Source organism: Paracoccus sp. NSM (assembly GCF_052379855.1).
Taxonomy (GTDB): domain Bacteria; phylum Pseudomonadota; class Alphaproteobacteria; order Rhodobacterales; family Rhodobacteraceae; genus Paracoccus.
Genome location: NZ_JBQTCG010000001.1, coordinates 129,608 through 156,513 on the forward strand (window position 1 = coordinate 129,608; position 26,906 = coordinate 156,513).

The window sequence follows — 26,906 nt, forward strand, 5'->3', positions numbered from 1 at the left end:
GGGGATGGCCGCGCGACCGCGCAGGGCCTGGCAGCGGATGCTGTCGGGCCGCAGGCTGGACCTGCTGGACCCGACGCCCTTCGACATCGAGATCGAGGATATCGCCCACGGTCTTGCCTTTGTCGCGCGCTGGAATGGCCAGACGCGCGGCGACTGGCCCTATTCCGTGGCCGAACATTCGCTGCTGGTCGAAGAGATCTTCACCCGGCTGGAACCCGGCCTGCCGCCGCAATGGCGACTGGCCGCGCTGCTGCATGACGCGCCTGAATATGTGATTGGGGACATGATCTCGCCGGTCAAGGCGGCGCTTGGGGCGGAATACGGCGCGATGGACGAACGCATCGCCGCCGCGATCCACCGCCGTTTCGGCCTGCCCGCAGCGCTGCCCAAGCCGATCAAAGCCCGCATCAAAGAGGCCGACCGCATCTCGGCCCGGATCGAGGCTGTGGCGATTGCCGGCTTTGACCCGGCCGAGGCGCGGCGCCTGTTCCCGCTGCGCGACGAAAGCGCGGTCGAGGGGCTGGAACTGGTCCTGCGCCCCCCGGCCGAGACGCGCGCCGCCTATCTGGCGCGCTTCGCCGGGATCATTGCGCGGATGGATGCGGCCTAGGCGTCAGATCAGCAGGTCTTCCAGCGATTTGCCCGCATCGAGGTTTTCCTGAACCCAACGCGGCTTGCGGCCACGGCCGGTCCAGGTCAGCGTCGGGTTTTCGGGATGCGCGTATTTCGGCGCCACCGTGCCGCCCTTGCGCGGCGCGGCGCCGGTCAGCTCGGACAGGTTGAAGCCATGAGCGCGGGCGGCTTCTTCGGCGGCCTGGATCGCCTCGCGGCGGCGGCGATCCTCATAGCTGGAAATCGCGCGATCCAGCTTGGTCCGCAAATCGCGCAATTCCTTAAGCGACATCTTGTCAAAGTCCATTCTTTTCGTCTCCCGAAAATAAGACTGATATTGATAATCAGCTTATATGCGAAAAACGGGGTAATACAACCATTACCCTAAATCAGCGCGGGCCCCTTTTGGCAAGGATCCGCTGAAGCGTGCGCCGATGCATGTGAAGACGGCGTGCCGTTTCGCTGACATTCCGGTCGCATTGTTCGTAAACGCGCTGGATATGTTCCCACCGGACACGGTCGGCGGACATCGGATTTTCCGGCGGCGGCGGCAGAACCTCTCCGCTGGACAAAAGCGCCGAGGTCACGTCATTCGCATCGGCGGGTTTGGCCAGATAATCGGTCGCGCCCATCTTCACGGCCGCTACGGCGGTCGCAATTGCGCCATATCCGGTCAGGACGATGATCCGGGCATCCGCGCGGCGTTCGCGCAGGGCCTCGACCACATCCAGCCCGTTGCCATCCTCGAGCCGCAGATCGACCACGGCGTAGGCCGGGGCCTTGCGCTCGATCTGACGCATGGCCTGCGAGACGCTGAGCGAGGTTTCCGTCTGGAAGCCCCGCTTTTCCATCGCCCTTGCCAGGCGTGTCACGAAGATCTCGTCATCATCGACCAGCAGCAGACTGGGGTCCGGTCCGATCGGGTGGGTCACATTATCCATCGCGCGCCTCTGAAAGCTAGAACCGTGATGTAGTGATCCACGGCCCGCAAGGCAAACAGTTGCGACAAAACGCCGTTTCTTTTTCAGGCGCTTGGTGCGCACGCGCCCCTTTTCGGGCGCCGTTTCAGGACAGAGCGTCCACGAAACAACCCACCCGGTCGGCCATCTGTTCGGCCGTCGCCTCGCGCGAGAAAAACTCGACGGTCCGGTTTCCGGGGATGACCAGATAGGTATTGGTCATGTGATCGACCAGGTAATATTCCTGATCTTCCTCGTCATGGGCCTTGTAGTAATTGCGCCAGCCCTGATTGATTTGGGCGATTTCCGCGTCCGAGCCGGTCAGGCCGATCATGTCATCGGAAAACAGGCTGGTATAATCGGCCAGAACCTCGACCGTATCGCGGCGCGGATCGACGGTGACAAAGACATTCTGGATTTCGGTGCCACGCTCGGCCAAGATATGTTCCACCTCGGCATTGCGCGCGGTATCCAGCGGGCAGACATCCGGGCAGAATGTATAGCCGAAATAAAGCAGCGAGGGTTTTGTGAAAACCTCGTCCTGGGTGACGCGTTGGCCGTCATGGCGGGTCAGGGTGAAGTCGGTGCCGAAACTGTCCATGCCCCCTGCCACGGTGCTGCCCCGGCATTGCGCCAGCGGATCGCCCGCACGCTGCTGCGTCAGAAACAGCCCCCCGCCAACCAGAACACCGATTGCCGCCGCAGCGCCGAACATCAGGATCTTGCGATCCGCCATGACTCTCACCATCCTTGCGTGCCAATTGGGCGCATTGATCGCTGATCGTGCCGCCGTTATCAAGGCACGGACCGCCGCAGGGACATCACGATGACGGAAACCGCCCAGGGCGCGGCCAGCCTTGAAACGCCGGTCGTGATGACGGACCAGCACAAGGCCGAACCCATTCGCATCCGCACGCTGGTGCTGCTGCGCTGGTTCGCCATCGGCGGCCAGATGGCAGCGGTGATCGTGGCGTGGTTCATGGGGATCGGCTTCGTCAAGACGCCGGTCCTGCTGCTGATCGCGGCCTCGATCACGATGAACCTGTGGCTGTTCCTGCACCCGCCGAAACGCACCTCGCCGGGGCGGGCGGTGGCGCAGCTCAGCTTTGATCTGGTGCAGATTTCGGCCCTGATGGCGCTGACCGGTGGCATGGCCAACCCTTTCGCGCTGCTGGTTCTGGCGCCGGTGACGATTGCGGCGGCCTCGCTGAACGGGCGGCAGGTGCTGGCGCTTGGCCTTGCGACGGTGGCGCTGATCTCGGTCGCGGCGCTCTTCGGCCTGCCCCTGCGCGGCCCGGACGGAGAGATCCTGCGGATGGAGCCGATCCTGGCCCTCGGCCATTGGGTCGCGCTGGTGATCGGCGTGGTGTTCTTTGCGGGCTACGCGCATCGGGTGACGGCGGAATTGCAGGCAACGTCGAACGCGCTGTTCGCCACGCAGATGGCGCTGTCGCGCGAACAGCGGCTGCAGCATCTGGGCGGGGTTGTCGCGGCGGCCGCGCACGAGATGGGCACACCTCTGGCCACGATCAAGCTGATCGCCGGAGAGCTTGCCGACGAATTGCAGGACCGCCCCGATCTTTGCGCCGACGCGGCGGCGCTGAAAGCCTCGGCCGATCGCTGCGCGCAGATCCTGCGCAGCATGGGCCGCGCGGGCAAGGACGACCTGCACATGCGCGCAGCCCCCCTGCGCGCCGTGCTTGAGGACGCGGCAGCCCCCCATGCCGAACGCGGCCCCGTGGTCGAGATCAAGGCCGATGGCCCGGTGATCCGGCGCGACCCGGCGGTGATCCATGCACTGCGGAACCTGATCCAGAACGCCGTGGATTTCGCCGAAAGCCGCGTCGTGATCGAGACGCAGATGACCCAGACCAGCCTTGGCGTGACGATCCGCGACGACGGGCCGGGCTATCCGGTGGCGCTGCTGTCGCGGCTGGGCGACCCCTATCTCTCGCGCCGGGCCGAGGCGCAGCGCGGCAGCTACGAGGGGATGGGCCTTGGCCTTTTCATCGCCAAGACGCTGCTGGAACGGTCGGGCGCAAGGCTCAGCTTCGGGAATGGCGGGCCGGGGGCCATTGTCTCCGTGCGCTGGCCCCTGGACCGCATCCGGGCCGAAGACCGGCTTGCCCTGGCGGAAAATCCGCATATCGACAGCTGATCGCTTAACCCATTCTTAAGCAAGCTGTGCAACATTTGCCGCAAGCGGAGTGGAACAGGCACGGGGGCTGGTGATGTTGAGCGAAGGGATCGGTCTGGTCGCCACGGCGGTTCTGGCAGGAACGCTGTCCGTCATCCTGGCGGTGGCGACGATCCGGCTATGGGATGGCGTACGCGCGCGCAGCCACGGTGGCGCAGCGGGGCGCGACCGTCTGGACGCAGCGATCCAGCCGATGGTGTTCCTGTTCCGCCAGACCCGCCTGATCGACGCCACGCCCCCCGCGCGCGGGCTTCTGGACCGGATCGGCGCGCCGGGCGACGACTGGTCGCGGCTGCAGCAATGGCTGGGTCCGCGCTTCCCCGAGGCGCCCGCCCGGATGGGACAGCTTGAACGGCTGGGCCGGATCGAGATGACAGGGGCTGAGGGGCGGGGCAGCGCGACCCTGCGCCTTGTGGCCGAGGATCTGGGCGACCGGATGTGGCGGCTGACCGTAACCGACCCCCAGGCCGAACATGCGGGCATCGTGGTCGATTCGATGTCGCTTCACGCGATGGAGGAGGAACTGGACCTGCTGCGCCGCGCGCTGGACCAGACCCCGATGCTGGTCTGGCGCCAGGACGAGGACGAACGCATCACCTGGGCCAACGCCGCCTACCTGCGCCGGGCCGAGACGCGGGCCGACGGCGTTCTGGGCTGGCCCCTGCCGCGCCTTCTGGACGCGCCGAAGCCCGTTCCTGGCGCAGGCACCGCAACCCGTCGCGCCGCGCTCGAGGATAACGGAATCGTGTCCTGGTATGATTGCCACAGCCACCGGATGGGCGACGAGGTGATGATGTTCGCCCTGCCCGCCGATGCCGCGGTGCGCGCGGAACGCAGCCTGCGCGAATTCGTCCAGACCCTGACCAAGACCTTTGCCGACCTGCCGATCGGTCTGGCGATCTTCGACCGTCAGCGGAACCTGCAATTGTTCAACCCTGCGCTGATCGACCTGACCGGCCTGCCGACGGGTTTCCTGACCGCGCGCCCGACGCTGTTCGACTTTCTCGACCAGTTGCGCGAACAGCGCATGGTCCCAGAGCCCAAGGATTACCGCAGCTGGCGCCAGCACATGGCCAATCTGGAAAGCGCCGCCGCGACCGGCCATCATGTCGAGACCTGGTCCCTGCCCGGCGGCCAGACCTATCGCGTGACGGGGCGTCCGCACCCTGACGGCGCGGTGGCCTTCCTGTTCGAGAACATCACCTCCGAGGTCAGCCTGACCCGCAAGTTCCGGGCGGAATTGATGTTGGGCAGCAATGTGCTGGACGGGATCGAGGATGCGCTGGTCGTGTTCGCCCATGGTGGCAAGATGGTGATGGCGAACCAGGCCTATCGCGCGCTGTGGGGCGACGCCGCGACCGACCTGCCCGAAGCGATGACCCTCTGGAGCGGGAACCGCGCCGCCGGTGCCGGCCATTCCGCCTTGTGCGCGGCGTTGCAACGCGCCGACGCGCCGCGCGCCAGTGGCGCGATGGCCGGCCCTCAGGGCCAGCTACTGGGCTGGGCGGTCTCGCATCTTGCGGGGGGGCGCGTGATGCTGCGCTTCCGCCAGCCCGCCGCCGAAAGCCTGACCGCGCCCGACGCGCTGCTGGCGCTGGACCATGCGCCCGATCTGACCGGCGCGGCCAAGGTCGGCTAGAGGTAGTTGCGCGACACCGCGATGGCCACGGCCTGCGTGCGGGTCTTGGCCCCCAACTTGGAACAGGCCTTCAAAGCACGCTGCTTGACCGTCGATTCCGCGATGCCCAAAGCGCTGGCGGTCTCGGCCTGGCCCAATCCGTCGCGGAAACAGCGCAGCACATCAAGCTCTCCCACGCCCAGCGTCGCGCGGCTGAGCACCAGATCCGTCCACAGCGAAAAGCGCGCGGCGCAGCGTCCGATCTCTTCGTCGGTGAATTCGCGGTCGGGATGGGACAGCGTCAGGAAGGACCGCTTGCCGTTCACCTTGCGCGAAATGGCGACGCCGTGGTTCAGCCGGAAGCGTCGCGCCTCGCGCATGACGCCGCGCAGGTCCGGGATGCGGACCTCGGACCAGCGGACCCAGCCGTCATTGGTCATGGTCCACATCGCGATGGGGTCGCCGAAGAAATAGTTGCGCTCCTCGTAGATGGCGCGCCACGCCTCGGGATAGGCGTTGAACAGATGCTCCGGGCCTCGGAAGGTCAGGTTGAAGCCCATGATCCAGCCGGTCGGCGCCAGCGTGTGCATCTCGGCGATCTCGTCGTCGAAGCCGGGAATCAGGTCTTTGAGCATCGCAGCCTTCCGTTCCGGGCCGAAGCCCCACCAGTCGCGGCATCATATGCCTTTTCGGATATACCGAAAAGGCAGGCTCGGTCGATTGGCCACGACTTTCCCGTCCCCTTAAGGATTCCTTCAGAACATCCCGGTTAGACAGGAAAGGAAAACCGATGGTGAAGGAAATCCGCGAACCGCGGCTGGCGACGGCCGAGTTCAGCCGCGACATGGTCGAGACGATGCTGACCTATTTCGATACCTATGCCGAGGACGGCGTCCTCAAGGTCGAGGTCACGCCCTGGGGCCTCTGGCTGCCCAACCATGTGACCGGCGGGCGTCAGTTCCTGGGCCTTGCCCGCCTGCCCGAGGGGATGCGCCAATGAGCGACAGCGACATCCCCGTCCGGATCGAGGTCGTGGTGCTGCCGCGCGACATGCACCGCTTTGATCTCGTGGCCAGCTTCTTCCGCCTGCGCAAGCAGATCTTCGTCGACCGGATGGCCTGGCCCCTGCACCACGCCGACGGCATCGAGTTCGAGCAATATGACACGTTCGACACCGCCTATGTGATCGCACATCGCGACGGCCGCGCCGTCGGAGGCGCGCGGCTGAAGCGGACCGATCACTGCTTTGGCGGCGGCAAGGTGGTCTATTCCTACATGATCCGCGACGCCCATCTGGGCCTGTTGCCGGGCATGCCGCGCAATCTCTGCCATGACGAGCCCCCAGTCGATCAGCGCGCATGGGAGCTGACGCGCTTTGCCGCCCTGCCCGTGCCTGGCTTGGCCGAACAGATCCTCGAGGCCGCGAACCAGCATCTGCACGCGGTCGGCGCCTCGGAATGCCTGTTCCTCGGGCCGCCGGCCTTTCTGCGGATGGCCAGCCGGCTGGGCTGGACGCCGCGCCCCCTTGGCGATCTGGTAGGCAATGCGGATGGCCGTTTCCTGGCGTTCTCCTGTGCCGTCCGCCCGGCCGAGGCCGCGTGCTAGACCAGCACCTGCTGGGGCTGCTGCTCGCCCACGCCGAAAACGCGCTTGTATCGCGCGATCTGCTCGGCTGGGCCGGTGGCCTTTTCGGGGTTGTCGGAAAGCTTGACCGTCGGGCGGCCATTCGCCGCCACGGCCTTGCAGACAAGGCTGAACGGCGCCAGCCCGTCATCCTTGACCAACCCCCTGAAATCGTTGGTCAGCAGGGTCCCCCAGCCGAAGCTGACCTTGACCCGCCCTCGAAACTGCCGGTGCAGGGCGATGATCCGGTCCACATCCAGCCCGTCGGAAAAGATCACCAGCTTGTCGCGCGGGTCCTCGCCGCGCTCTTGCCACCAGCGGATCGCGGCCTCGGCGCCAGCCTCGGGTTCGCCGCTGTCGATCCGCATTCCGGTCCAGCTTGCCAGCCAGTCGGGGGCGCCCGCCAGAAAGCCTTCCGTGCCATAGGTGTCGGGCAGGATGATCCGCAGATTGCCGTCATGTTCTTCCTGCCAATCGGCCAGCACCTCGTAGGGTGCCCGGCGCAAGGCCGCATCGTCATCAGCCAGGGCCGCGTGAACCATGGGCAGTTCATGGGCATTCGTCCCGATTGCCTCGATGTCACGACGCTGCGCGATCAGGCAGTTCGACGTGCCTGCGAAACGCTCGCCCAGCCCCTCGATCATGGCCTGCACGGCCCAGTCCTGCCACAGGAAACTATGCCGCCGCCGCGTGCCGAAATCCGCGATCCGCAAATCGGGCAGGGCGCGCAGGGCCTCGATCTTTTCCCACAGCCGGGTCATGGCGCGGGCGTAAAGCACCTGCAGCTCGAACCGGCCCATGTCGCCCAGAACCGCCCGCGAACGCAGCTCCATCAGGATGGCCAGGGCCGGGATCTCCCACAGCATCACCTGAGGCCAGGCGCCCTCGAAGGTCAGGCGATACTGGCCGTCATGCTTTTCCAGATGATAGGGGGGCAGACGCAGCCCCTCCAGAAAGGCCATGAAGTCGGGCCGGAACATCTGCCGCTTGCCATAGAAGGTGTTGCCGCGCAGCCAGGTGCTTTCGCCGCGCGTCAGCGACAGGCCGCGCACATGGTCCAGCTGCTCGCGCAGCTCGCCCTCGTCGATCAGATCGGCCAGGCGGATGTCGCGGCTGCGGTTGATCAGGCTGAAGGTGACGGTCGTATCCGGCTTGTTCCGGAAAATCGACTGACACATCAGAAGCTTGTAGAAATCGGTGTCGATCAGGGACCGGACGATCGGATCGATCTTCCACTTGTGGTTATAGACGCGCGTGGCGATATCGACCATCCTGGCCCCCTTTCCGGCCCGTCCTTGGTGCCCTTATTGGACCGGGGCCGCAAGATGTCAGAACAGGGCGACCCCCGCCTGCCACATGCGGTCGCGCGCTTGCGCCAAGCTGCCGTTCAGATCGATGGCGCGGCAGGCGGATTCGACGATCCGCGTATCATAGCCCAGCCGCGCGGCGTCGATCGCGCTGTAGGCCACGCAGAAATCATGGGCCAGCCCGACAAAGGTCAGGTGCGTGATCCCCCGCTCGCCCAGGTAGCCGTGCAGGCCGGTCGGCGTCAGCTTGTCGTTCTCGAAGAACGCGGAATAGCTGTCGATCTGAGGCCGGAACCCCTTGCGCAGGATCAGTTCGGCCCGGCTCTGGTCCAGATCGGGATGCAGCTTGGCGCCGCGGCTGCCCTGCACGCAATGGCGCGGCCACAGGACCTGCGGGCCGTAATCCATCACGGTCAGCGAAAACGGCGCCCCCGCGCCTGCAGGATCGCCCGGACCGGGCCGGAAATTATCGGCAAAGCTGGAATGCTCGGCCGGATGCCAGTCCTGGGTCAGGATGACGGTATCGTAATCGCCCATCATCCGGTTTATCGGGGCAACGACCTCGTCTCCGGCGGGGACGGCCAAAGCGCCGCCCGGGCAAAAGTCGATCTGGACATCAACCACAATCAACGCGTGGGACAAGGGCTGCTCCTGCTTGGGGAAAGACCGGTCGCAGTTGAACGGCGCGCTCGCGTCACGGTCAACCCCCCGTGACAATAACTCCTGTGGCAGAGGGTTTTTGGTGACGCAGGGTCACCCCGCCGCGCCAACCGGCCTTGCCACAGGACGGGCACGGCGCTAGGCCGCGCCCATGCTCGTTGTCGCCGCACTCTATCACTTCACCCGATTCGAGGACCCCGCCGCCCTGCGCGGCCCCCTTCTCGACCTCTGCCGAATGCAGGGCCTCTGCGGCACGCTGCTTCTCGCACGCGAAGGAATCAACGGCACCATTGCCGGACCCCGCCAGGGGATCGACGCGGCCCTGGCCCATATCCGCGCCCTACCGGGCTGCGCCACGCTGGTCTGGAAGGAAAGCGCCGCCGAAACCCCGCCCTTTGGCCGCATGAAGGTTCGCCTCAAGCGCGAGATCGTGACGATGGGCCAACCCGAGGTGGACCCGGTCGCGGCAACCGGCCACTATGTCGCGCCGCACGACTGGAACGCCCTGATCCAGGCCCCCGATGTCGCCGTGATCGACACCCGCAACGACTACGAGGTCCAGATCGGCAGCTTCAAGGGCGCCATCGACCCCGGCACCAGAAGCTTCCGCGACTTCCCCGAATGGTGGGCGGCAAACGCCGAACGCTTTCGGGGCAAACGCATCGCGATGTTCTGCACAGGCGGCATCCGCTGCGAGAAATCGACGAACTACCTCCTCTCGCAGGGCGTCCCCGAGGTCTATCACCTCCAAGGCGGCATCCTGAAATATCTCAAGGACGTGCCCGAGGCCGACAGCCTCTGGCAGGGCGAATGCTTCGTCTTCGACCAGCGCGTCAGCCTGACCCACGGCCTGGGTCAGGGCCGCCACGGGCTCTGCCATGCCTGCCGCCGCCCCTTGGCGCCCGAGGACCGCACCCGCCCCCAATACGAAGAGGGCGTGTCCTGCCACCGCTGCGCCGACGAATACAGTCCCGAGGACCGCGCCCGCTTCCGCGAAAGACAGCGCCAGTTCGACCGCCGCGCCTGATTTCTTCTTCACGAAAATATCCCGGGGGGAGTCCCCGGCACGGGGACGGGGGGCAGCGCCCCCCGACGCCCTCTCTCAGCGCGCCGTCGTCAGCCCGCCCGCGGCGATGGCGGCCATGTTCAGGATGTCGCTGACGGTCGAGCTGGTCGAACAGATCTGGATCGGACGCGGCACGCCGGTCAGGATCGGCCCGACCACGGTCGCTCCCGCCATCTCCTGCATCAGCTTCACCGAGATCGAGGCCGAATGCCGCGCAGGCACGACCAGCACATTGGCCGGCCCGGTCAGGCGGCTGAAGGGATAACGCGCGGCGGCCTCGCGGTTCAACGCGACATCGACGGTCATCTCGCCCTCATATTCGAAATCGACGCGCCGCGCGTCCAGCACATGCGCGGCCTGCGCCATCTTGGTCGCACGCTCGCTGACCGGATAGCCGAAGTTCGAGAACGACAGGAACGCAACCCGAGGCTCCAGCCCCAGACTGCGGGCCACATCCGCCCCGCGCGTGGCGATATCGGCCAGATCCTCGGCCTCGGGCCATTCATGGACCAGCGTGTCGCCGATCAGCACGATCCGGCCCCGATGCAGCACGGCGGTGATGCCGACAGTGCCGTCCTGGGGGCGCACGTCGAAGACATGACCGATCTGCGCCAGAACCGGCGCGCTTTTCCGCGTAGCCCCGGTCACCAGCCCGTCACCATGACCATGCGCCAGCATCAGCGCCGCAAAGATGTGACGGTCGCGGTTGGCCAGCTTGAAGGCATCCTCGCGGTCCACGCCCTTGCGCTGAAGCCGCTGATAGAGAAACTCGTGATAGGCATCCAGATGGCGGCTGTTGGCGGCATTCACCACCGTGATCTCGCGCCATGCATCGCCCAGCCCCAGGGCCTCCAGCTCGGCCTTGACCTCGGCCTCGCGGCCGACGACCAGGGCCTGCCCCATCCCCGTCCGGGTCCAGGACACGGCGGCGCGCAACACGCGTGGATCGTCGCCCTCGGCAAAGATCATCCGCGCCTGGGCCTGACGGGCGCGGGCATGGATGCCCTGAAGGATCGTCGCCGTCGGGTCCATGCGCGATTTCAGCGACTGGACATAGCCCTCCATGTCGATGATCGGACGGCGCGCCACGCCGGTCTCCATCCCGGCCTTGGCCACGGCGGGCGGGATCACATGGATCAGCCGCGGATCAAAGGGCGTGGGAATGATGTAATCCCGCCCGAAACGCAGCTTGCGGCCATAGGCGACGGCCACCTCGTCGGGCACATCCTCGCGCGCCAGTTCCGCCAGCGCGCGGGCGCAGGCGATCTTCATCTCGTCATTGATGGCGCGGGCATGGATGTCCAGCGCGCCCCGGAACAGATAGGGAAAGCCCAGGACGTTGTTCACCTGGTTCGGGTAATCGCTGCGGCCCGTGGCGACGATGGCATCCGGGCGCACGGCATGGGCATCCTCGGGGGTGATCTCGGGGTCGGGATTGGCCATGGCGAAGATCACCGGATTGTCGGCCATGCTGGCGACCATTTCCTGCGTCACCGCACCCTTGGCACTGACGCCCAGGAAGACGTCGGCGCCCTTCATCGCCTCTTTCAGGGTGCGCGCCTCGGTCACGACGGCGTGGGCGGACTTCCACTGGTTCATGCCCTCGGTGCGACCCTGCCAGATGACGCCTTTGGTGTCGCACATGATGCAGTTCTCGTGCCGCGCGCCCATGGATTTCAGCAGTTCCAGGCAGGCGATCCCCGCCGCACCCGCGCCGTTCAGGACGATGCGCACATCCTCGATCTTCTTGCCGGACAGTTCCAGCGCGTTCAGCAGACCCGCCGCGCAGATGACGGCGGTGCCGTGCTGGTCGTCATGGAAGACGGGAATGTCCATCATCTCCTTGAGGCGGCTCTCGATGATGAAGCATTCGGGGGCCTTGATGTCCTCGAGGTTTATGCCGCCGAAGGTCGGGCCCATCAGCCGGACGGCATTGATGATCTCGTCCGGGTCCTCGGTGTCCAGCTCGATGTCGATGGCGTTGACATCGGCGAAGCGCTTGAACAGGACGGCTTTGCCCTCCATCACCGGTTTCGAGGCCAGCGCGCCTAGATTGCCCAGCCCGAGGATCGCGGTCCCGTTCGAGATGACGGCGACCATGTTGCCCTTGGTCGTGTAATCATAGGCGGTCTCGGGGCATGCCGCGATGGCCTCGACCGGGACGGCGACACCGGGCGAATAGGCCAGCGACAGGTCGCGCTGCGTCGCCATGGGCGTCGAGGCGACGATGTCGTATTTCCCCGGCCGCGGCTCCATGTGATAGGCCAAGGCCTCTTCGGGCGTGATGCGATTGTTGCGCGGCGTCCGGTCTGTCATCTTCCTGTCCCCCTGAGATCCCGGCCTGCTTAGCGCGACACGGGGGCCGGCTCAATCGGCAAGGATTGACCTAGGGTCAAGCGGTAGAGGGGGGCGCTGCCCCCCGGCCCTTCCGGGCCTCCCCCCGGGATATTTGGCCCAAGGCAAAGGAGCAGGCTCAGATCATGACCTTGCCGAAGCTGTCGCGCAGGGCAGCGGACCAGGCGGCGCTCATCCGGGCGAAATCGGGGTCGCCGTCGAGAATGCGGCGCCGGAGGCCCAGCCGGAACTGGTCGCGTTCGATCAGGGCCAGGTCGAGGGGCATGCCCACCGACAGGTTCGACCGCAGGGTCGAGTCCATCGACAACAGGACGGCCTTCTGCGCATCGGCAAGGCTGGTCGCCGGCGTCACGACGCGGTCGAGGATCGGTTTGCCGTATTTGTGTTCGCCGATCTGCAGAAAGGGCGTGTCCTCGGTCGCCTCGATGAAGTTGCCCTCGGGATAGATCAGGAACAGCCGCATGTCCCCGCCACGCCGCTGGCCGGCCACGATCATGCTGGCCGAGGCCTGCTGCTTGAGGTCGCGGCACTGCTCGGCGATCTCGCGCCTCGTGCGGCAGAGCGTGTCGCCGATGATCGTCGCCGCGCGCAGCATGGTCGGGGCGCGCATGATCGAGGTCGTCTCATCCGCCATCTCGTCTTCGATGGCCTCTTCGAGGCGTGCGATCGTGGTCTGCGTCACCGACAGCGAGCCGGCGGTCATGATGGTGATGATCCGTTCGCCCGGTTCCTCGAAGAAGAACATCTTGCGATAGCACGAGATGTTGTCCAGCCCGGCATTCGTCCGTGTATCCGACAGCAGGACAAGGCCCGCATCAAGTTTCAATCCGACGCAATAGGTCATCGGCAGGTCTTCCCGTAAAAATACCGCCCGACACTAGGGCGCGGCCTGGCACCGTGCAATCGCCGAGCCAGCGCGCCGGGACCGGACTGACCAAAAAAACAACAGGCTCTTTGCCTTGGGCCAAATATCCCGGGGGGAGGCCCGGAACGGGCCGGGGGGCAGCGCCCCCCCCTGCGCCCCCGAGGCCAGGCGCCTACTGAACCAGTTCCTCGACATGGACGGCCACGGCAAGCTCTTCAGCGCCATTGCCAAGCGCCACCCCCCGGATCGGGGCGGCGTCCGAGGCATCAAGACCCGAGCCCAGCCGCACATAGCGTTCATCCGGACAGCAGCTGTTCGCCGCGTCGAACCCGACCCAACCCAGACCCTCGACGAAAATCTCGGCCCAGGCATGGGCGGCATCATGCGGCTCGCCGTCGATGGTCGAATGCAGGTAGCCCGACACATAGCGCGCTGGCAGGTCCGACAGCCGGGCCAGTGCGATCAGGGCATGGGTGTGGTCCTGGCAGACGCCTTCGCCCAGGGCCAATGCTTCGGCTGCGGTCGTGTGGGCCTCGGTCACGCCCGGGCGGAAGGCGATCGCCGCACTGACCGCGCGCGACAGGCGGTGCGCCAGATCGAGGCCGTCCTGCGCATCTGCGCCTGCCTCGGTTGCCAGTGCGCGCAGGCTTGGATCCGGCGCCGTCACCTTGCTGGAGCGCAGGTAGGTCAACGGGTTGATCAGCTCTCGATGACCGCGCAGCACGCCCGCGGTGTCGCGCGTGTCGATCCGGCCTTCGATACGCACATTCACCTCGCTGACCGGACCACGCACGGTCCAGCCCTCGATCCAGTCGCCCGCGCCGTCGCGAAAGCCCGGCCCGCGCACCCCGCCCGAGACCTGGATCTGCCATTCATGCGTCCGCTGCCCCTCGAAGACCGAAGGGGTCAGCCGCAGGCTTTGCACCAGGTTCCGGATGGGCTGATCGTAGCGATAGACCGTTTCGTGGGAAATCCGCAGCTTCATGGTCAGACCCCTCCCATAAGGTAATCCTGATGCACCAGGTTCGAGATGGCTGCCATCTCGCGGATGAACCAGCTGAGGAATTCATGCAGGCCCTCGTCAAAGATCATCTCGATATTGCGCGATTCCAGCGCGGCCAGCACCTCGCGCGCCTTGTCGCGGGCCTCGGTCGGGACGCTGTCGCCATAGCGGCGGGCCAGTCCCTCAAGGTGCCAGACCGCCTCGTAGAGCGAGGTGATCAGCGCGCGCGGGCTTTCGCCGTTCAGGATCAGGAAATCGGCCACCTGCGCCGCCGTGATGTCGCCGCCATAGGCCCAGTGATAGGCCCGGTGCGCCGACAGCGCCCGCAGGATCACCTGCCATTGATAGCTGTCCAGCCCCGAGCCCACGAATTCGATCCGGGGCAGCAGCACGAAATACTTGACGTCCAGCAGTCGCGCCGTCGCGTCGGCGCGTTCGATGCTGTAGCCCAGATTCATGAAGTGCCAGCCGTCGTTGCGCAATTGCGTCGCGTTGATCGCGCCGCGCACGGTCGAGGTGTGGCCGGTGGTGAAATCGGTCAGCCCGGCCGTGTCCAGCTTGGCGCGGGGCTGGCGCTCGATCTTGCGCAGTTCCTGATAGGCGACGTTCAGCGCATCCCAGACCTGGCTGGTCAGCGCAGTCCGCACGATGCGCCCGGCCTCGCGCGCGCGTTCCAGACAGCTTGCGACCGATGACGGATTGTCATGGTCGAAGAAGATGAATTCCTCGATCTTCTCCTGCGTGATCTCGCCGTATTTCTGCCGGAACAGGTCGGATGTCCCCGAAGCCTGCAAGAGCGAGTTCCATTCGTTCTGATAGCCCAGTTCGGTATTGGGCAAGAGCGTGATGCGCTGGCCCACGTCCAGCAGGCGCGCGGCGGTTTCGGCGCGCTCGAGATTGCGGCCCATCCAGTAGAGGTTCGAGGCGGTGCGGCTCAGCATGGTCGTTCTCCCCCTCATTCCGACAGGACCCAGGTGTCCTTGACGCCCCCGCCCTGCGACGAGTTCACCACCAGCGAGCCTTCGCGCAAGGCCACGCGGGTCAGGCCGCCCGGCACCAGCTCGATCCGGTCGCCACACAGGCAATAGGGCCTGAGGTCCACATGGCGCGGGGCGATGCCCTCATCCACGAAGGTCGGGCAGGTGGACAGGGCCAGCGTGGGCTGCGCGATGTAGTTCGAGGGGTTGGCCTCGATTTTGGCGCGGAAGGCCTCGATCTCGGCCTTGGTGGATTTCGGGCCGACCAGCATCCCGTATCCGCCCGAGCCGTGGACCTCCTTGACGACCAGATCGCCCAGGTTCTCCATGACATAGCGGTAATCGTCGTCCTTCCACAAAGTCCAGGTCTGGACGTTGTTCAGGATCGGCTCCTCGCCCAGATAGAAACGCACCATCTCGGGGACGAATGTGTAGATCGCCTTGTCGTCGGCCACGCCCGCGCCCGGCGCGGAACAGATCGACACGCCCCCCGAGCGATAGACATCCATCAGCCCCGGAATGCCCAGCATGGAATCGGGGCGGAAGCACAGAGGGTCCAGATAGGGGTCGTCGATCCGGCGATAGATCACGTCCACACGCTTGGGGCCGGTCGTGGTCCGCATGTAGCAGAATTCGCCATCCACGAAGAGATCCTGGCCCTCGACCAGCTCGACCCCCATCAGGTTGGCCAGAAAGCTGTGCTCGTAATAGGCGCTGTTGTAATGGCCCGGCGTCAGGATCACGCAGGTCGGGCGCTCGTTGCATTTCGCGGGGGCCACCGATTCCAGCGTGCGGCGCAGAAGTTCGGGATATTGGTCCACCGGCTCGATCCGGTTGCCGCGGAACAGCTGCGGGAACATCCGCATCATGATCTCGCGGTTTTCCAGCATGTAGCTGACCCCGGACGGCGTGCGGCAATTGTCCTCGAGCACATAGAATTCGTCCTTGGCGGTGCGGACAAGGTCGATGCCAATGATGTGCGAATAGACCCCGCGCGGCGGCACGACGCCGACCACAGCCTTTTCATAGGCATCATTCTGATAGACCAGCCGGGCCGGGATGCGGCCCGCGCGCACGATCTCGGCCCGGCCATAGACGTCGCGCAGAAAGGCGTTCAGCGCCCGGGCGCGCTGCTTGATACCGCGTTCAAGGCGGCGCCACTCGGCCTGTTCAAAGACGCGGGGCATCATGTCGAAGGGGATCAGCCGGTCCGGATCGCCGCCCTCGCCATAGACGGCGAAGGTAATGCCGATGCGGCGGAACAGGGCCTCGGCCTCGGCCTGCTTCATCTGGCGGAAATCGGCGGGCATCGTGTCCACCCAGTCGCGCAACCGGGCATAGGGTTCGCGCACCGCGTCGCCGTCAAACATCTCGTTATAGTAACTCATCACGTCCCCCCGGTCGTTCTTGCTGCCTTGGCTTGCTGCCTTTGGACAGGTCGATGATCTGCAAGCGCTTTCGGGAAGTCCACAGGGGATGCCGCGGATTTGCCCGTTCGCTTCGCAAATCCGGCGGCAGGCGGCGGGCAGGGAACGCAGACCCCTGCCCGCCTGCCTGTTTTGCGGGCAGCGTCAGGTCAGTTCGACCGCGATCGCCGTGCCCTCGCCGCCGCCGATGCAGATGGCCGCAACCCCGCGCCTGAGGCCGCGCGCCTGCAGCGCATGGATCAGCGTCACGATGATGCGTGCCCCGGACGCGCCGATCGGATGCCCCAACGCGCAGGCCCCACCATTCACGTTCACGCGATCATGGGGCAGACCCATCCGCGCCATGAAGGCCATCGGCACGACGGCGAAGGCCTCGTTGACCTCCCACAGATCGACCTCGTCCTTGCTCCAGCCGATGCGGGCCAGCAGCTTTTCGGCGGCGGGGACCGGTGCCGTCGGAAAGGCGCCCGGCGCCTGCGCGTGGCTGGCATGGCCCACGATACGCGCGATGGCGCCTGCCGGATCGGCGCTGACCACCAGCGCCGCCGCCCCGTCCGAGATGGACGAGCTGTTGGCCGCCGTCACCGTCCCGTCCTTGCGGAAGGCGGGTTTCAGATGCGGGATCTTGTCGGGTCGCGCCAGTCCGGGCTGTTCGTCCGTGTCGATGGTGCTGTCGCCGCCCCGGCCCGTGACCGTGACCGGCGCGATCTCGGCGGCAAAGGCGCCCGAGGCGATGGCTTCTTGCGCGCGGGTCAGGCTGGCAAGGGCGTAATCGTCCTGCGCCTGGCGGGAAAAGGCGAATTCGGCGGCGCAATCCTCGGCGAAGGTGCCCATCAGGCGGCCCTTGTCATAGGCGTCCTCAAGCCCGTCAAGGAACATGTGGTCGATCACCTGCCCATGGCCCAGCCGCGCCCCCGCCCGCATCTTGGGCAGCAGATAGGGTGCGTTCGACATGCTCTCCATCCCGCCCGCGACGACCAGATCGGCGCTGCCGGCCGCGATGGCATCCGCGGCCATCATCACCGCCTGCATCCCCGAGCCGCACATCTTGTTCAGCGTCGTCGCCGGCACGCCCTGCGGCAGGCCCGCCGCAAAGCCCGCCTGCCGCGCGGGCGCCTGACCCTGACCGGCGGGCAGCACGCAGCCCATCAGCAGCGCATCGACCCGGCCTGGCGCCACCCCCGCACGCGCCAGCGCCGCCGCCACCGCAACCCCGCCAAGCGCCGGTGCGGGCATGGCAGACAGCGCCCCCTGAAGGCCCCCCATCGGCGTCCGCGCGGCTCCGTTGATGTAGATCTGTCGCATTGTCATCATTCTCCCCCTTGCGGTCCCGTCCCTCGATTACCGGATGCTAACCTTTGGCGTCTATACGGGTCGGCGGGAACGCAGAAGGAAACGTATATGCAACTCGTCGTCGAGGATACCGAAAGCCACCTGCTGATCACGGTTGGCGAAACGCGGATCGACGCCGCCATCGCCACGCAATTCAAGGACAGGCTGCGCGCCATCGTGACCAAGGCGACCAAGCCCGTGCATCTTGACCTGCATCATGTCGATTTCATGGACAGTTCCGGCCTTGGCGCCGTCATCGCGGTGCGCAAGGCGCTGGCCGAACGCCTGCCGCTGGTCCTGCACGCCGTCACCCCGAATGTCGAACGCGTCTTTCGGCTGACCCGAATGGACAGCGTCTTCGACATCCGCCCCGCAATTTCGCAGGAGGAAACGCCTCAATGAACCCCGAAGAACGGCAGAATGCCGGCGTGGACAATCGGCCCTCGGTGCAGAACCTGCCGATGTTCCATCGCATCCTGAAGGCGACGCCCGAAACCGTCCGCGAGGCGCTCGGCGCGGTGCGCGCGCGGTTTCGCGACGAAGTGGGCCAGGATACGCTCGGCCGTCTGGAACTGGTCCTGGCCGAGGTGATGAACAACATCGCCGAACATGCGGGGGACCATATCGCGCCCGGCCAGATCGTGCGCCCGCCCTTGGTGCATCTTTGGGTGGTCGGCCATGAAGAGGGTCTGGCCTGCGCGCTCAGCGATGACGGGGCCTCGCTGCCCGCCGAATGCCTTCTGCCCCGCGACCTGCCGCAAATCGGCAGCGAAGATCTGCCCGAGGGCGGGTTCGGCTGGTATCTGATCCAGGACCTGACGCAGGAATTGTGCTATTACCGCGAGGGGCGGCGCAATTTCCTGGCCTTCCGCATCCCGCCCGGAGGCATGACAGAGTGATCAGTTGATCGGTGCCATCAGGTAATAGCGCCCGTCCTCGAAGTCTCCGAACAGATCGCTCAGCTCGGGGTGATCGATGGGCTCGCCCGACGTGTCGGGTTCGAGATTCTGCTCCGAGACATAGGCCACGTAATAGGTCGCTTCGGTCTCGGCATAGAGATGGTAGAAGGGCTGATCCTTGTCGGGGCGCGATTCCTCGGGGATCGATTCGTACCATTCCTCGGTATTGGCGAATTGCGGATCGACATCGAAGATGACGCCACGGAACGGGCGCTCGCGATGCCGTACCACCTGGCCGAGGGCGAATTTCGCGATCCGACCTTGTGCGTGGAAGTGCTGCGTCGTCATGCTTGCGGGCCTGTCCCTGCTGAAATGATGCAGGGGCTTCTAATCCCCCGGGGCGATTCTGTCCACCGGGGGGCAGGCCGCAGCCAGATCAGGGTCGCGCGGTGACGGGCAGCGGCGCGACCAGATCGGCGATCGCGCGGTATTCGTCGGCCACGGCCATCGCCTCGGCCAGACCGTCCGAGGGGACCGCACCCGGATCTTCCTGCCCGTCGCGCATCACAAGACGCGCATCCAGCCAGTCCAGCAGCATCCTGCGCTGCGTGTCGGGCATCGCCGCCAGCATCTGCGCCAAAAGGCGCCGCTGCGCCAGCAAACGCCCCTCGATCTGGTCGAGCCGTTCGGATGCGTTGTTCATCACAGCACTCCTGTTGATCGCGGCAGGCTGGCAGAGAAGCCGGGGGCGCGCAACCGCTCAGCCGGTCTCGCGATCGGTCCGGGCGGCAGCCTCGGCCAGCTTGCGGGCCAGTTCCTCGGCCAGTTCGCGGCTGCGCGGGGTCAGGGGTTCGGCCTCGACCCCTTTGCGCAAGGCTTCGATCGCCTCGTCCACCCGCTTGTCTGTCTCGTCATTGCCTGCAGTCATCGGATCCTCGTTTCGCACAGGTCAGTTTAACTAAAAGCAACGGCGCCGTCGCGGTTTGTGATGCACCTCCGGCGCGCTTTTTGCCGCACGAGGCAAAAACGCGCCGGAACCCCGTTGGCCAGGGCGCGTTTCCTCACTTCAGCGCACAAGCCCGTGAAGCCCGAGATCCCCCGATGCCCCAAGCCACCCGCCCCGCCCTTGCTTCGCACCGTCACCAAATCTGGGCCCGGATCGCGCTGGCCTTGCTGGGGCTGGCGCTGCTGGCCCTGGGCGGGGCGACCGCGTGGTTCGGCGCTCTTCTCGTCTGGGAGGGTGGCAGCTGGTATTACCTGCTGGCCGGAATGGCACTGGCCTTGGCCGGGCTGACGCAGATCGCCGGCCTGACGCGCCTGTCGGTGCCGATCCAGGCCTGTGTCCTTCTGGCCACGATGCTGTGGTCGATCTGGGAAATCTGGGGCAAGGGGTTTCTTCCCGGCTGGGGGGCGGATTTCGGCGCGCGGGTCGGTGTCATCGCGGCCTTCTTCTTCCTGTCGGCGCTGGTCGCGGCGGCGGGCACCCCGCGCCCCCTGCGCGCGCCGGGCCTGTTGCGGATCACGGCCGGAGCGACCGCTGCTGCCGGCCTCGTCGCCATCGGCCTGATCGCGCTTTACTGGGAGCGCACGACCCAGCCCTCGGATCTGGCCCGGATCCAGCCGCGCCCGGCCCCCGAGGGGGTGAACGGCCCCGCCGACTGGCCCGCCCATGCGGGCAGCGCGCATGGGCAGGCCTTTACCCCGGCCAGCCAGATCACGCCGCAGAACGTCGCCCAACTGACCGAGGTCTGGCGCGTGCAGACGGGCGATCTGCCGCCGAACGAGCGGGTCTATTACTCGGCCCAGAACACGCCGATCCTGGTGGACGGGCGGCTGTTCACCTGCACGCCCAGCAATCAGGTTCTGGCCCTGGACCCGACGGCGGGGCAGGTCCTGTGGCGCTTTGATCCCGGCGTCGATCCTCAGCATATGGAATCGCTGTTCTCGGCCGCCTGCCGAACGGTCGCGCATTACAACCTGCCCGATGCGACCGGCGAATGTGCCACGCGGGTGCATGTCGCGACCGTCGATGGGCGCCTTTACGGGCTGGACGCGGCCAGCGGCGCGGTCTGCGAGGATTTCGGTCGGGGCGGCATCGTCGATCTGACACTGGGCATGGGCATTCAGGAAACGGGGCTGGCCTCGTCCACCTCGGGTCCGGCGCTGGTGGGCGATGCGCTGATCGTGGGGCAGCAAGTCAGCGACAACCAGCGCCGCGACGCGCCATCGGGGGTGGTCAGGGCCTATGACGCGGCGACCGGCGATCTGCTCTGGGCGTGGGACGCGCTGCGGCAGGGTCAGGCGCAAGAGCCCCTGGCCGAGAGCGAGGTCTATCCCCGCGGCACGCCGAATGTCTGGAACGTCATTTCGGGCGATCCTCAGGCGGGGCTGGTCTATGTCGGCACCGGCAATTCGGCGAACGACCATTGGGGCGGCACCCGGACCGAGGAAGAGGACCGCTTCACCTCGGCCGTGGTCGCCATCGATCTGGAGACCGGCGAGACGGTCTGGGATTTCGCGACCGTCATCCACGACCTGTGGGATTACGATATCGGCGCGCAGCCGGTCGTCGGCGACGTCACCGTGGCTGGGCAAACCACGCGCGCGGTCATTCAGGCGACCAAGACCGGGTCGCTGTTCGTCTTCGACGCCGCGACGGGCGAACCGCTGACCGACATCCGCATGACGCCCGCCCCGCAGGGCGCGCTGCCCGGCGACTGGGTCAGCGAGGCGCAGCCGCAATCGGTGCATTACGCCAACATCTCGGGGCTGCCCGGCCCCGAACCCGAGGAACTGGACGCGCGCCACGCCTTTGGCATGACGCCGCTGGATGCGGTCATGTGCCGGCTGGAATTCCAGCGCATGCGGTACGAGGGGATGTTCACCCCGCCGACCGACGATCCGGGCGGCATGCTGCTGTTTCCCGGCACGATCGGCGGCCCGAACTGGGGCGGTATCGGGCTGGACCGCGACCGCAACATCGTGATCTCGAACCATTCGCGCCTGCCGAACAAGGTCGTGATGGTGCCGCGCGATCAGGTGGACGATCTGCCCGTCGGCATGGGCGGCGCCCGCCCCGATCAGGAGGTCGCGCCGCATTACCTTTCGCCCTATGGGGTGGACCGACCGATCTGGCTGTCCGCGCTGGAGGTGCCATGCATCGCGCCGCCCTGGGGTTTCATCGTGGCCACCGATCTGGATAGCGGCGAGATCGTCTGGCAGAAGCCCCTCGGGACCGGGTTCGACACCGGCCCGCTGGCGCTGCCGACCTTTCTGAAGCTGCCCATCGGCACGGCGAATATCGGCGGCCCGCTGGTCACGGCGACGGGGCTGACCTTCATCGCCGCCTCGCAGGACAATTGGTTGCGCGCCTACGAGACCGAAACCGGCCGGTTGCTGTGGCAGGGGCGGCTGCCTGCGGGCGGGCAGGCCTCGCCCATGAGCTACCAGATCGACGGGCGCCAGTATGTCGTCATCACCGCCACCGGCCATGAACGCCTGATGACCGAGACCGGCGATTACATCATCGCCTTCGCACTGGAGGATTAGGCCCGGTCAGTCGGCGCCGAAGAGGTCGCGCGTATAGACCTTGGCGCGCACGCTTTCCAGTTCGGCCCCAAGGCGGTTGGCGACGATGATGTCGGCCTCTTGCCGGAAGGCGTCCAGATCGCGCACCACGCGCGAGCCGAAAAAGCGGTCCTCGGCCATGGCGGGTTCATAGACGATCACCTCGATCCCCTTGGCCTTGAGCCGCTTCATGATGCCCTGCACCGCGCTGTGGCGGAAATTGTCCGAGCCCGACTTCATCACCAGCCGGTAGATGCCGACGACGCGGGGACCGCGCGACAGGATATCCTCGGCGATGACGTCCTTGCGGGTGCGGTTCGCCTCGACCACGGCGGCGATCAGGTTCTGCGGCACGTTGCTGTAATTGGCCAGCAATTGCTTGCTGTCCTTGGGCAGGCAATAGCCGCCATAGCCGAACGAGGGGTTGTTGTAATGGCTGCCGATGCGCGGATCGAGGCCCACCCCTTCGATGATCTGGCGGCTGTCGAGGCCATGCGTCAGCGCATAGCTGTCCAGCTCGTTGAAATAGGCCACGCGCAGGGCAAGGTAGGTGTTGGCGAAAAGCTTGATCGCCTCGGCCTCGGTCGGGCCGGTCAGCAGGATCGGCACGTCGCGGTCCAGCGCGGCATCGGCCAGAAGCTGGGCAAAGGCCTGCCCGCGGGGGCTGTTCTCGCCCACCACGATCCGCGACGGGTGCAGGTTGTCTTGCAGGGCGCGGCCCTCGCGCAGGAATTCCGGGCTGAAGATCACCTGATCGCAGCCCAGTCGCTGTGACACATCCAGCGTGAATCCGACCGGCACGGTGGACTTGACCACGATCACGGCCTTGGGGGCGTGCTGCATGACGGTGCGGATCACCGTCTCGACGCTGGACGTGTCAAAGAAATTCGTGACCGGGTCGTAGTCGGTCGGCGTCGCCACGATGACGAAATCCGCGCCTTCATAGGCGGTCGCGGGATCGGTCGTGGCGATCAGGTCCAGATCTTCCTCGGCCAGATAGCGGGCCATTTCGGCATCGACGATCGGGCATTGCCGGGCGTTCAGCATCTCGCAGCGGCGCGGATCGATATCGATGGCGCGAACGCGGTTCTGGCGCGCCAGCAGCACGGCATTGGACAGCCCGACATAGCCGATCCCGGCAACGGCGATGGTTTTCTGCGACATGCGTTTTCCCTGACCTTAGGCACGGGGCAAGGCGGCCCCGATGCCTTATGGCTGCTGCGCGCACGGATGAAAACGCCGAAAAGACCGGCTTTGCGGCAAGGCGCCGATCGCGCCCTGCCGCGCGCTTTCAGGCCCGCGCCAGCGCCTTGGCCTCTTTGCGGCGGGCATGCAGCGCGGGTTCGGTATAGCCCGAGGGCTGCCGCGTCCCCGTCAGGATCAGGTCGCGCGCGGCCTCGAAGGCTGGGCCGTCAAAGCCCGGCGCCATCGGGCGATAGGCCGGATCGCCCGCATTCTGGGCATCGACCTTGGCGGCCATGCGGCGCAGCGCGTCCTCGACCTGATCGCGGGTGATCAGGCCGTGTTCCAGCCAGTTAGCCAGATATTGCGCGCTGATCCGGCAGGTCGCGCGGTCCTCCATCAGGGGCACGTCGTCGATATCGGGCACCTTGGAACAGCCGATCCCCTGATCGACCCAGCGCACCACGTAGCCCAGAATCCCCTGCGCGCTGTTGTCCAGCTCGCGCAGGATCTCGTCGCGGGTCAGCGGAGCGGTGGCAAGGGCGGGCGTCAGCAGCAGGTCCAGATCGGGCAGCGCCTTGCCCGCCAGTTCGTCCTGACGCGCGGCGACATCGACCATGTGGTAATGCATCGCATGCAGCGTCGCGGCGGTGGGGCTGGGCACCCAGGCGGTCGAGGCGCCCGATTTCGGGTGGCCGATCTTGACCTCCAGCATCTCGGCCAGGGCGTCGGGCTTGGCCCACATCCCCTTGCCGATCTGGGCACGGCCCTTCATCCCGGCGGCCAAGCCGATCAGGACGTTGCGATCCTCGTAGGCCTGCAACCAGGTCGAGGCCTTCATGCCCGCGCGCCCGACGAAGGCACCGCCCTGCATCGAGGTGTGGATCTCGTCGCCGGTGCGGTCAAGGAAGCCCGTGTTGATGAAGACGATGCGGTTGCGGATCGCGTGGATGCAGGCGGCAAGGTTGGCGCTGGTGCGGCGTTCCTCGTCCATCAGGCCCAGTTTCACGGTATTGGCAGGCAGGCCAAGCACCTGTTCCACATGGGTAAAGACGCGGTCGGCAAAGGCGGCCTCGTCCGGGCCGTGCATCTTGGGCTTGACCACATAGACCGAGCCCACGCGGCTGTTGCCGGGCCGGTCGCCGCGATCCAGATCGTGCAGCGCGCAGGCGATGGTGACCATCGCGTCCATCAGCCCCTCGGGCGTCTCGGCGCCGTCCTTCAGGACCGCATCGGTCGTCATCAGATGGCCGACATTGCGAACCAGCAGCAGCGCGCGGCCCGGCAGGGTCAGGGTGCTGCCGTCGGGGCGGGTGATCTGGCGGTCGCCGGCCAGACGGCGGGTCAGCGTCTTGCCGCCCTTGTCGAAGCTTTCGACCAGATCGCCCTTCATCAGGCCCAGCCAGTTGGCATAGACGCCGATCTTGTCCTCGGCATCGACGGCGGCGACGCTGTCCTCGCAGTCCTGGATCGCGGTCAGCGCGGCCTCCATCACCACGTCGCGCAGGCCGCTTTCGCAGGCGGCGCCGATCGGGTGGTCGGGGTTCACGACCAGTTCGACATGCAGCCCGTTATGGCGCAGCACATAGGCCGTATCGCCGCCCTCGCGCCGGATGCCGACATAGGCGGCCGGGTCGGCCAGTCGCACGGTCTGGCCCGCGATGGTCGCCACCAGACCCTGATCATCGGCGCCATAGGCCGTCACCTCGGCATGGCTGCCCGAGGCCAGCGGCAGCGCCTGATCCAGGAAGGCGGCGGCCTTGGCCACGACCGCATCGCGGCGCGCGGGGTCGATCCCGCCCCCGGCGGGCGGCGGCCCCATCACGTCCGAGCCATACATCGCATCATAAAGCGAGCCCCACCGCGCATTCGCCGCGTTCAGCGCGAAACGGGCATTGCTGACCGGCACGACAAGCTGAGGCCCGGCAAGGCTGGCGATTTCGGGATCGACGGCGCCGTTCTCGACCGCAAAGGGCGCGGGTTCGGGCACCAGATAGCCGATCTCGGTCAGAAAGGCGCGATAGGCGGCAGCGTCCCAGGGCTGGTTGCCGCGCGCCTTGAGCCAGTCGTCGATCTGCGCCTGCAATTCGGCGCGGCGGTCCAGCAGGGCGCGGTTCTCGGCCATGAAGCCGTCCAGCAGCGCGGCATAGCCCCGCCAGAAGGCGTCGGCCTGAACCTTGGTGCCCGGCAGGACCTGATCTTCGACGAAGCGGGCGAAATCCTGATCGACCTCCAGTCCGTGACGGGTGACGCGTGCCATGCCTTCCTCCTTACAGATGATGCCTTGCCGCATGGCTTACGACAGAAGCGCCCGCCTGCCAAGCGGGGCGGAATATTTTTCCACAAATGGAAAATGCCGCGAAATCCGGCATGGCCCGATCAAGCGCGCAGAAAGGCGTCGCGGCCTTGCGCCGACATGCTATTGACGGGAAACCAGATCGGAGGGCGATGGATGATCCGCGCGCATATGGCCAGTTTTCCACCCCGCGCGGGCGTCCTGCCGCAGGCCGTCGCCTCGATCCTGCCGCAGGTGGACCGGCTGTTCCTGTGCCTGAACCGGTTTGATTCGGTGCCCGGCTGGATCGCGGACGAGCCGAAGATCGAGGCGACGATCCCCGACCGCGACCTGAAGGATGCGGGCAAGTTCGCCTTTGCGCCCGGCCCCGACGACTGGGTCTTTACCGTGGATGACGACATTGCCTATCCGCCCGATTACGTCGCGGCGACGCTGGCGCAGATGGACAGGCTGGACCCCGAGACCAGCGTGATTGGCCATCTGGGCAATGCCTGGCTGAAGCGCGGCAAGCTGGGCCAGATGGGCTGGAAGACCGTGATGTTCTGGAAACGCTCGGCCCATCTGATGAAGGTCGATATCCTTGGCACCGGCACGACCTGCCAGATGGGCCGCAACCTGCCCCGTCTGGACCAGATCGAGGATGCGGCAGGCTTTGTCGATCTGCGCCATGCGCGGCTGCATGCGGCGGCCGGGCGCTGGCTGTGGGTCGCGCCGCATGAACAGGACTGGATGCAGAGCCTGATGACCGACGACCTGCGCCCGACCTCGCTGTTCGACACGGTGAACCGCGAGCGGCCGCCCGCGATGATGGCCGAGGTCGCCGCCGTGATCGGCGGACGCAGCCCCCATTCCGGTCTGCATCACGGACATCTGGTGAAACAGGGGCTGGTTCGGCGCGGGCAAATGTCGTGAATGTCTGTTTCCGCAGGCTGAATGTCGCAAATCACCCTGTCCCGTCGCA

Annotated in this window: 27 protein-coding genes; 10 read left to right on the forward strand and 17 right to left on the reverse strand. The window is 66.4% G+C overall.

All coding sequences use genetic code 11. The features are described from left to right. Window positions 1–4: 4 nt before the first annotated feature. Window positions 5–610, forward strand: coding sequence for an HD domain-containing protein (locus ACTZWU_RS00625; protein WP_444735414.1), 606 nt, complete (start codon window positions 5–7; stop codon window positions 608–610). 3 nt (window positions 611–613) lie between these two features. Here ACTZWU_RS00625 and ACTZWU_RS00630 read toward each other — a convergent pair whose 3' ends face one another. From ACTZWU_RS00630 to ACTZWU_RS00640, 3 genes are all read right to left on the reverse strand, one after another. Further along, window positions 614–919 (reverse strand): H-NS histone family protein, encoded by a 306-nt coding sequence (locus ACTZWU_RS00630; RefSeq protein ID WP_444735415.1) that lies wholly within the window; start codon window positions 917–919, stop codon window positions 614–616. An 82-nt stretch (window positions 920–1,001) separates the two neighbouring features. Next, window positions 1,002–1,553, reverse strand: coding sequence for an ActR/PrrA/RegA family redox response regulator transcription factor (locus ACTZWU_RS00635; protein ID WP_444735416.1), 552 nt, complete (start codon window positions 1,551–1,553; stop codon window positions 1,002–1,004). A gap of 124 nt (window positions 1,554–1,677) precedes the next feature. Continuing rightward, complete coding sequence (locus tag ACTZWU_RS00640) at window positions 1,678–2,307, reverse strand: SCO family protein (RefSeq protein WP_444735417.1); 630 nt, start codon at window positions 2,305–2,307, stop codon at window positions 1,678–1,680. Between the two features lie 90 nt (window positions 2,308–2,397). On the opposite strand from ACTZWU_RS00640, the gene ACTZWU_RS00645 reads away from it, so the two are divergent. Beyond that, complete coding sequence (locus ACTZWU_RS00645) at window positions 2,398–3,729, forward strand: ActS/PrrB/RegB family redox-sensitive histidine kinase (protein ID WP_444735418.1); 1,332 nt, start codon at window positions 2,398–2,400, stop codon at window positions 3,727–3,729. 73 nt (window positions 3,730–3,802) lie between these two features. Beyond that, complete coding sequence (locus ACTZWU_RS00650; RefSeq protein WP_444735419.1) at window positions 3,803–5,407, forward strand: PAS domain-containing protein; 1,605 nt, start codon at window positions 3,803–3,805, stop codon at window positions 5,405–5,407. On the opposite strand, the gene ACTZWU_RS00655 is transcribed toward ACTZWU_RS00650, so the two are convergent. Then, window positions 5,404–6,021 (reverse strand): autoinducer binding domain-containing protein, encoded by a 618-nt coding sequence (locus ACTZWU_RS00655; RefSeq protein WP_444735420.1) that lies wholly within the window; start codon window positions 6,019–6,021, stop codon window positions 5,404–5,406. The genes ACTZWU_RS00650 and ACTZWU_RS00655 overlap by 4 nt on opposite strands. Before the next feature lie 155 nt (window positions 6,022–6,176). Here ACTZWU_RS00655 and ACTZWU_RS00660 point away from each other — a divergent pair, with 155 nt between their 5' ends. Next, window positions 6,177–6,386: a hypothetical protein gene (locus ACTZWU_RS00660; protein WP_444735421.1), complete on the forward strand. Its 210-nt coding sequence runs from the start codon at window positions 6,177–6,179 to the stop codon at window positions 6,384–6,386. Next, on the forward strand, window positions 6,383–6,991 hold the full coding sequence (locus ACTZWU_RS00665; RefSeq protein ID WP_444735422.1) for an acyl-homoserine-lactone synthase: 609 nt from the start codon (window positions 6,383–6,385) through the stop codon (window positions 6,989–6,991). Before ACTZWU_RS00660 ends, ACTZWU_RS00665 begins: the two co-directional genes overlap by 4 nt. On the opposite strand, the gene pncB is transcribed toward ACTZWU_RS00665, so the two are convergent. Further along, complete coding sequence (gene pncB / locus ACTZWU_RS00670; protein WP_444735423.1) at window positions 6,988–8,280, reverse strand: nicotinate phosphoribosyltransferase; 1,293 nt, start codon at window positions 8,278–8,280, stop codon at window positions 6,988–6,990. The two genes, ACTZWU_RS00665 and pncB, sit on opposite strands and share 4 nt — an antisense overlap. Before the next feature lie 57 nt (window positions 8,281–8,337). Beyond that, window positions 8,338–8,958: a bifunctional nicotinamidase/pyrazinamidase gene (gene pncA / locus ACTZWU_RS00675; protein WP_444735424.1), complete on the reverse strand. Its 621-nt coding sequence runs from the start codon at window positions 8,956–8,958 to the stop codon at window positions 8,338–8,340. Between the two features lie 169 nt (window positions 8,959–9,127). On the opposite strand from pncA, the gene trhO reads away from it, so the two are divergent. Then, a complete protein-coding gene (gene trhO, locus ACTZWU_RS00680) occupies window positions 9,128–10,003 on the forward strand; it encodes an oxygen-dependent tRNA uridine(34) hydroxylase TrhO (protein WP_444735425.1) in 876 nt (291 codons plus the stop codon). A 75-nt stretch (window positions 10,004–10,078) separates the two neighbouring features. On the opposite strand, the gene ACTZWU_RS00685 is transcribed toward trhO, so the two are convergent. The 6 genes from ACTZWU_RS00685 to ACTZWU_RS00710 form a co-directional block, all read right to left on the reverse strand. Further along, window positions 10,079–12,358: an NADP-dependent malic enzyme gene (locus tag ACTZWU_RS00685; RefSeq protein WP_444735426.1), complete on the reverse strand. Its 2,280-nt coding sequence runs from the start codon at window positions 12,356–12,358 to the stop codon at window positions 10,079–10,081. A 157-nt stretch (window positions 12,359–12,515) separates the two neighbouring features. Then, window positions 12,516–13,241 carry a proteasome-type protease gene (locus ACTZWU_RS00690; protein ID WP_444735427.1) on the reverse strand — a complete coding sequence of 242 codons (726 nt, stop codon included), beginning with the start codon at window positions 13,239–13,241 and terminating at the stop codon, window positions 12,516–12,518. 193 nt (window positions 13,242–13,434) lie between these two features. Continuing rightward, entirely contained in the window at window positions 13,435–14,247 is an 813-nt protein-coding gene (locus tag ACTZWU_RS00695; protein ID WP_444735428.1) for a transglutaminase family protein, read from the reverse strand. Between the two features lie 2 nt (window positions 14,248–14,249). Then, window positions 14,250–15,206, reverse strand: a complete 957-nt coding sequence (locus ACTZWU_RS00700) for an alpha-E domain-containing protein (RefSeq protein ID WP_444735429.1) — start codon at window positions 15,204–15,206, stop codon at window positions 14,250–14,252. Between the two features lie 14 nt (window positions 15,207–15,220). Then, on the reverse strand, window positions 15,221–16,630 hold the full coding sequence (locus ACTZWU_RS00705) for a circularly permuted type 2 ATP-grasp protein (RefSeq protein WP_444735430.1): 1,410 nt from the start codon (window positions 16,628–16,630) through the stop codon (window positions 15,221–15,223). A 183-nt stretch (window positions 16,631–16,813) separates the two neighbouring features. Continuing rightward, window positions 16,814–17,974, reverse strand: coding sequence for an acetyl-CoA C-acyltransferase (locus ACTZWU_RS00710; protein WP_444735431.1), 1,161 nt, complete (start codon window positions 17,972–17,974; stop codon window positions 16,814–16,816). A gap of 96 nt (window positions 17,975–18,070) precedes the next feature. On the opposite strand from ACTZWU_RS00710, the gene ACTZWU_RS00715 reads away from it, so the two are divergent. Both ACTZWU_RS00715 and ACTZWU_RS00720 read left to right on the forward strand, forming a co-directional pair. Continuing rightward, window positions 18,071–18,403, forward strand: coding sequence for an STAS domain-containing protein (locus ACTZWU_RS00715; RefSeq protein WP_444735432.1), 333 nt, complete (start codon window positions 18,071–18,073; stop codon window positions 18,401–18,403). Beyond that, on the forward strand, window positions 18,400–18,900 hold the full coding sequence (locus ACTZWU_RS00720; RefSeq protein WP_444735433.1) for an ATP-binding protein: 501 nt from the start codon (window positions 18,400–18,402) through the stop codon (window positions 18,898–18,900). The genes ACTZWU_RS00715 and ACTZWU_RS00720 overlap by 4 nt, the downstream gene beginning before the upstream one ends. Here the strand turns inward: ACTZWU_RS00720 and hspQ are convergent, their stop codons facing one another. From hspQ to ACTZWU_RS00735, 3 genes are all read right to left on the reverse strand, one after another. Further along, window positions 18,901–19,248 carry a heat shock protein HspQ gene (gene hspQ / locus ACTZWU_RS00725; protein ID WP_444735434.1) on the reverse strand — a complete coding sequence of 116 codons (348 nt, stop codon included), beginning with the start codon at window positions 19,246–19,248 and terminating at the stop codon, window positions 18,901–18,903. Between the two features lie 88 nt (window positions 19,249–19,336). Then, entirely contained in the window at window positions 19,337–19,603 is a 267-nt protein-coding gene (locus ACTZWU_RS00730) for a hypothetical protein (RefSeq protein WP_444735435.1), read from the reverse strand. 57 nt (window positions 19,604–19,660) lie between these two features. Further along, complete coding sequence (locus ACTZWU_RS00735) at window positions 19,661–19,828, reverse strand: hypothetical protein (RefSeq protein WP_444735436.1); 168 nt, start codon at window positions 19,826–19,828, stop codon at window positions 19,661–19,663. 173 nt (window positions 19,829–20,001) lie between these two features. Here ACTZWU_RS00735 and ACTZWU_RS00740 point away from each other — a divergent pair, with 173 nt between their 5' ends. Then, entirely contained in the window at window positions 20,002–22,449 is a 2,448-nt protein-coding gene (locus ACTZWU_RS00740; protein ID WP_444735437.1) for a pyrroloquinoline quinone-dependent dehydrogenase, read from the forward strand. 6 nt (window positions 22,450–22,455) lie between these two features. Here the strand turns inward: ACTZWU_RS00740 and ACTZWU_RS00745 are convergent, their stop codons facing one another. Beyond that, window positions 22,456–23,631: a nucleotide sugar dehydrogenase gene (locus tag ACTZWU_RS00745; RefSeq protein WP_444735438.1), complete on the reverse strand. Its 1,176-nt coding sequence runs from the start codon at window positions 23,629–23,631 to the stop codon at window positions 22,456–22,458. A gap of 127 nt (window positions 23,632–23,758) precedes the next feature. Continuing rightward, window positions 23,759–25,909: a malate synthase G gene (locus tag ACTZWU_RS00750; protein WP_444735439.1), complete on the reverse strand. Its 2,151-nt coding sequence runs from the start codon at window positions 25,907–25,909 to the stop codon at window positions 23,759–23,761. Window positions 25,910–26,101: 192 nt separating this feature from the next. Here ACTZWU_RS00750 and ACTZWU_RS00755 point away from each other — a divergent pair, with 192 nt between their 5' ends. Then, window positions 26,102–26,857 (forward strand): hypothetical protein, encoded by a 756-nt coding sequence (locus tag ACTZWU_RS00755; RefSeq protein ID WP_444735440.1) that lies wholly within the window; start codon window positions 26,102–26,104, stop codon window positions 26,855–26,857. Window positions 26,858–26,906 lie beyond the last annotated feature (49 nt).

Coding starts and splice junctions, on each gene's coding strand:
- ACTZWU_RS00685 (WP_444735426.1), bottom strand. CDS start 12,358: ATGACAGACCGGACGCCGCGCAACAATCGCATCACGCCCGAAGAGGCC.
- ACTZWU_RS00625 (WP_444735414.1), top strand. CDS start 5: ATGGCCGCGCGACCGCGCAGGGCCTGGCAGCGGATGCTGTCGGGCCGC.
- ACTZWU_RS00750 (WP_444735439.1), bottom strand. CDS start 25,909: ATGGCACGCGTCACCCGTCACGGACTGGAGGTCGATCAGGATTTCGCC.
- trhO (WP_444735425.1), top strand. CDS start 9,128: ATGCTCGTTGTCGCCGCACTCTATCACTTCACCCGATTCGAGGACCCC.
- hspQ (WP_444735434.1), bottom strand. CDS start 19,248: ATGACGACGCAGCACTTCCACGCACAAGGTCGGATCGCGAAATTCGCC.
- ACTZWU_RS00660 (WP_444735421.1), top strand. CDS start 6,177: ATGGTGAAGGAAATCCGCGAACCGCGGCTGGCGACGGCCGAGTTCAGC.
- ACTZWU_RS00720 (WP_444735433.1), top strand. CDS start 18,400: ATGAACCCCGAAGAACGGCAGAATGCCGGCGTGGACAATCGGCCCTCG.
- ACTZWU_RS00705 (WP_444735430.1), bottom strand. CDS start 16,630: ATGAGTTACTATAACGAGATGTTTGACGGCGACGCGGTGCGCGAACCC.
- ACTZWU_RS00655 (WP_444735420.1), bottom strand. CDS start 6,021: ATGCTCAAAGACCTGATTCCCGGCTTCGACGACGAGATCGCCGAGATG.
- ACTZWU_RS00745 (WP_444735438.1), bottom strand. CDS start 23,631: ATGTCGCAGAAAACCATCGCCGTTGCCGGGATCGGCTATGTCGGGCTG.
- ACTZWU_RS00645 (WP_444735418.1), top strand. CDS start 2,398: ATGACGGAAACCGCCCAGGGCGCGGCCAGCCTTGAAACGCCGGTCGTG.
- ACTZWU_RS00650 (WP_444735419.1), top strand. CDS start 3,803: ATGTTGAGCGAAGGGATCGGTCTGGTCGCCACGGCGGTTCTGGCAGGA.
- ACTZWU_RS00635 (WP_444735416.1), bottom strand. CDS start 1,553: ATGGATAATGTGACCCACCCGATCGGACCGGACCCCAGTCTGCTGCTG.
- ACTZWU_RS00710 (WP_444735431.1), bottom strand. CDS start 17,974: ATGCGACAGATCTACATCAACGGAGCCGCGCGGACGCCGATGGGGGGC.
- ACTZWU_RS00730 (WP_444735435.1), bottom strand. CDS start 19,603: ATGAACAACGCATCCGAACGGCTCGACCAGATCGAGGGGCGTTTGCTG.
- ACTZWU_RS00695 (WP_444735428.1), bottom strand. CDS start 14,247: ATGAAGCTGCGGATTTCCCACGAAACGGTCTATCGCTACGATCAGCCC.
- ACTZWU_RS00740 (WP_444735437.1), top strand. CDS start 20,002: ATGCCCCAAGCCACCCGCCCCGCCCTTGCTTCGCACCGTCACCAAATC.
- ACTZWU_RS00735 (WP_444735436.1), bottom strand. CDS start 19,828: ATGACTGCAGGCAATGACGAGACAGACAAGCGGGTGGACGAGGCGATC.
- ACTZWU_RS00690 (WP_444735427.1), bottom strand. CDS start 13,241: ATGACCTATTGCGTCGGATTGAAACTTGATGCGGGCCTTGTCCTGCTG.
- ACTZWU_RS00640 (WP_444735417.1), bottom strand. CDS start 2,307: ATGGCGGATCGCAAGATCCTGATGTTCGGCGCTGCGGCGGCAATCGGT.
- pncB (WP_444735423.1), bottom strand. CDS start 8,280: ATGGTCGATATCGCCACGCGCGTCTATAACCACAAGTGGAAGATCGAT.
- ACTZWU_RS00630 (WP_444735415.1), bottom strand. CDS start 919: ATGGACTTTGACAAGATGTCGCTTAAGGAATTGCGCGATTTGCGGACC.
- ACTZWU_RS00715 (WP_444735432.1), top strand. CDS start 18,071: ATGCAACTCGTCGTCGAGGATACCGAAAGCCACCTGCTGATCACGGTT.
- ACTZWU_RS00665 (WP_444735422.1), top strand. CDS start 6,383: ATGAGCGACAGCGACATCCCCGTCCGGATCGAGGTCGTGGTGCTGCCG.
- ACTZWU_RS00755 (WP_444735440.1), top strand. CDS start 26,102: ATGATCCGCGCGCATATGGCCAGTTTTCCACCCCGCGCGGGCGTCCTG.
- ACTZWU_RS00700 (WP_444735429.1), bottom strand. CDS start 15,206: ATGCTGAGCCGCACCGCCTCGAACCTCTACTGGATGGGCCGCAATCTC.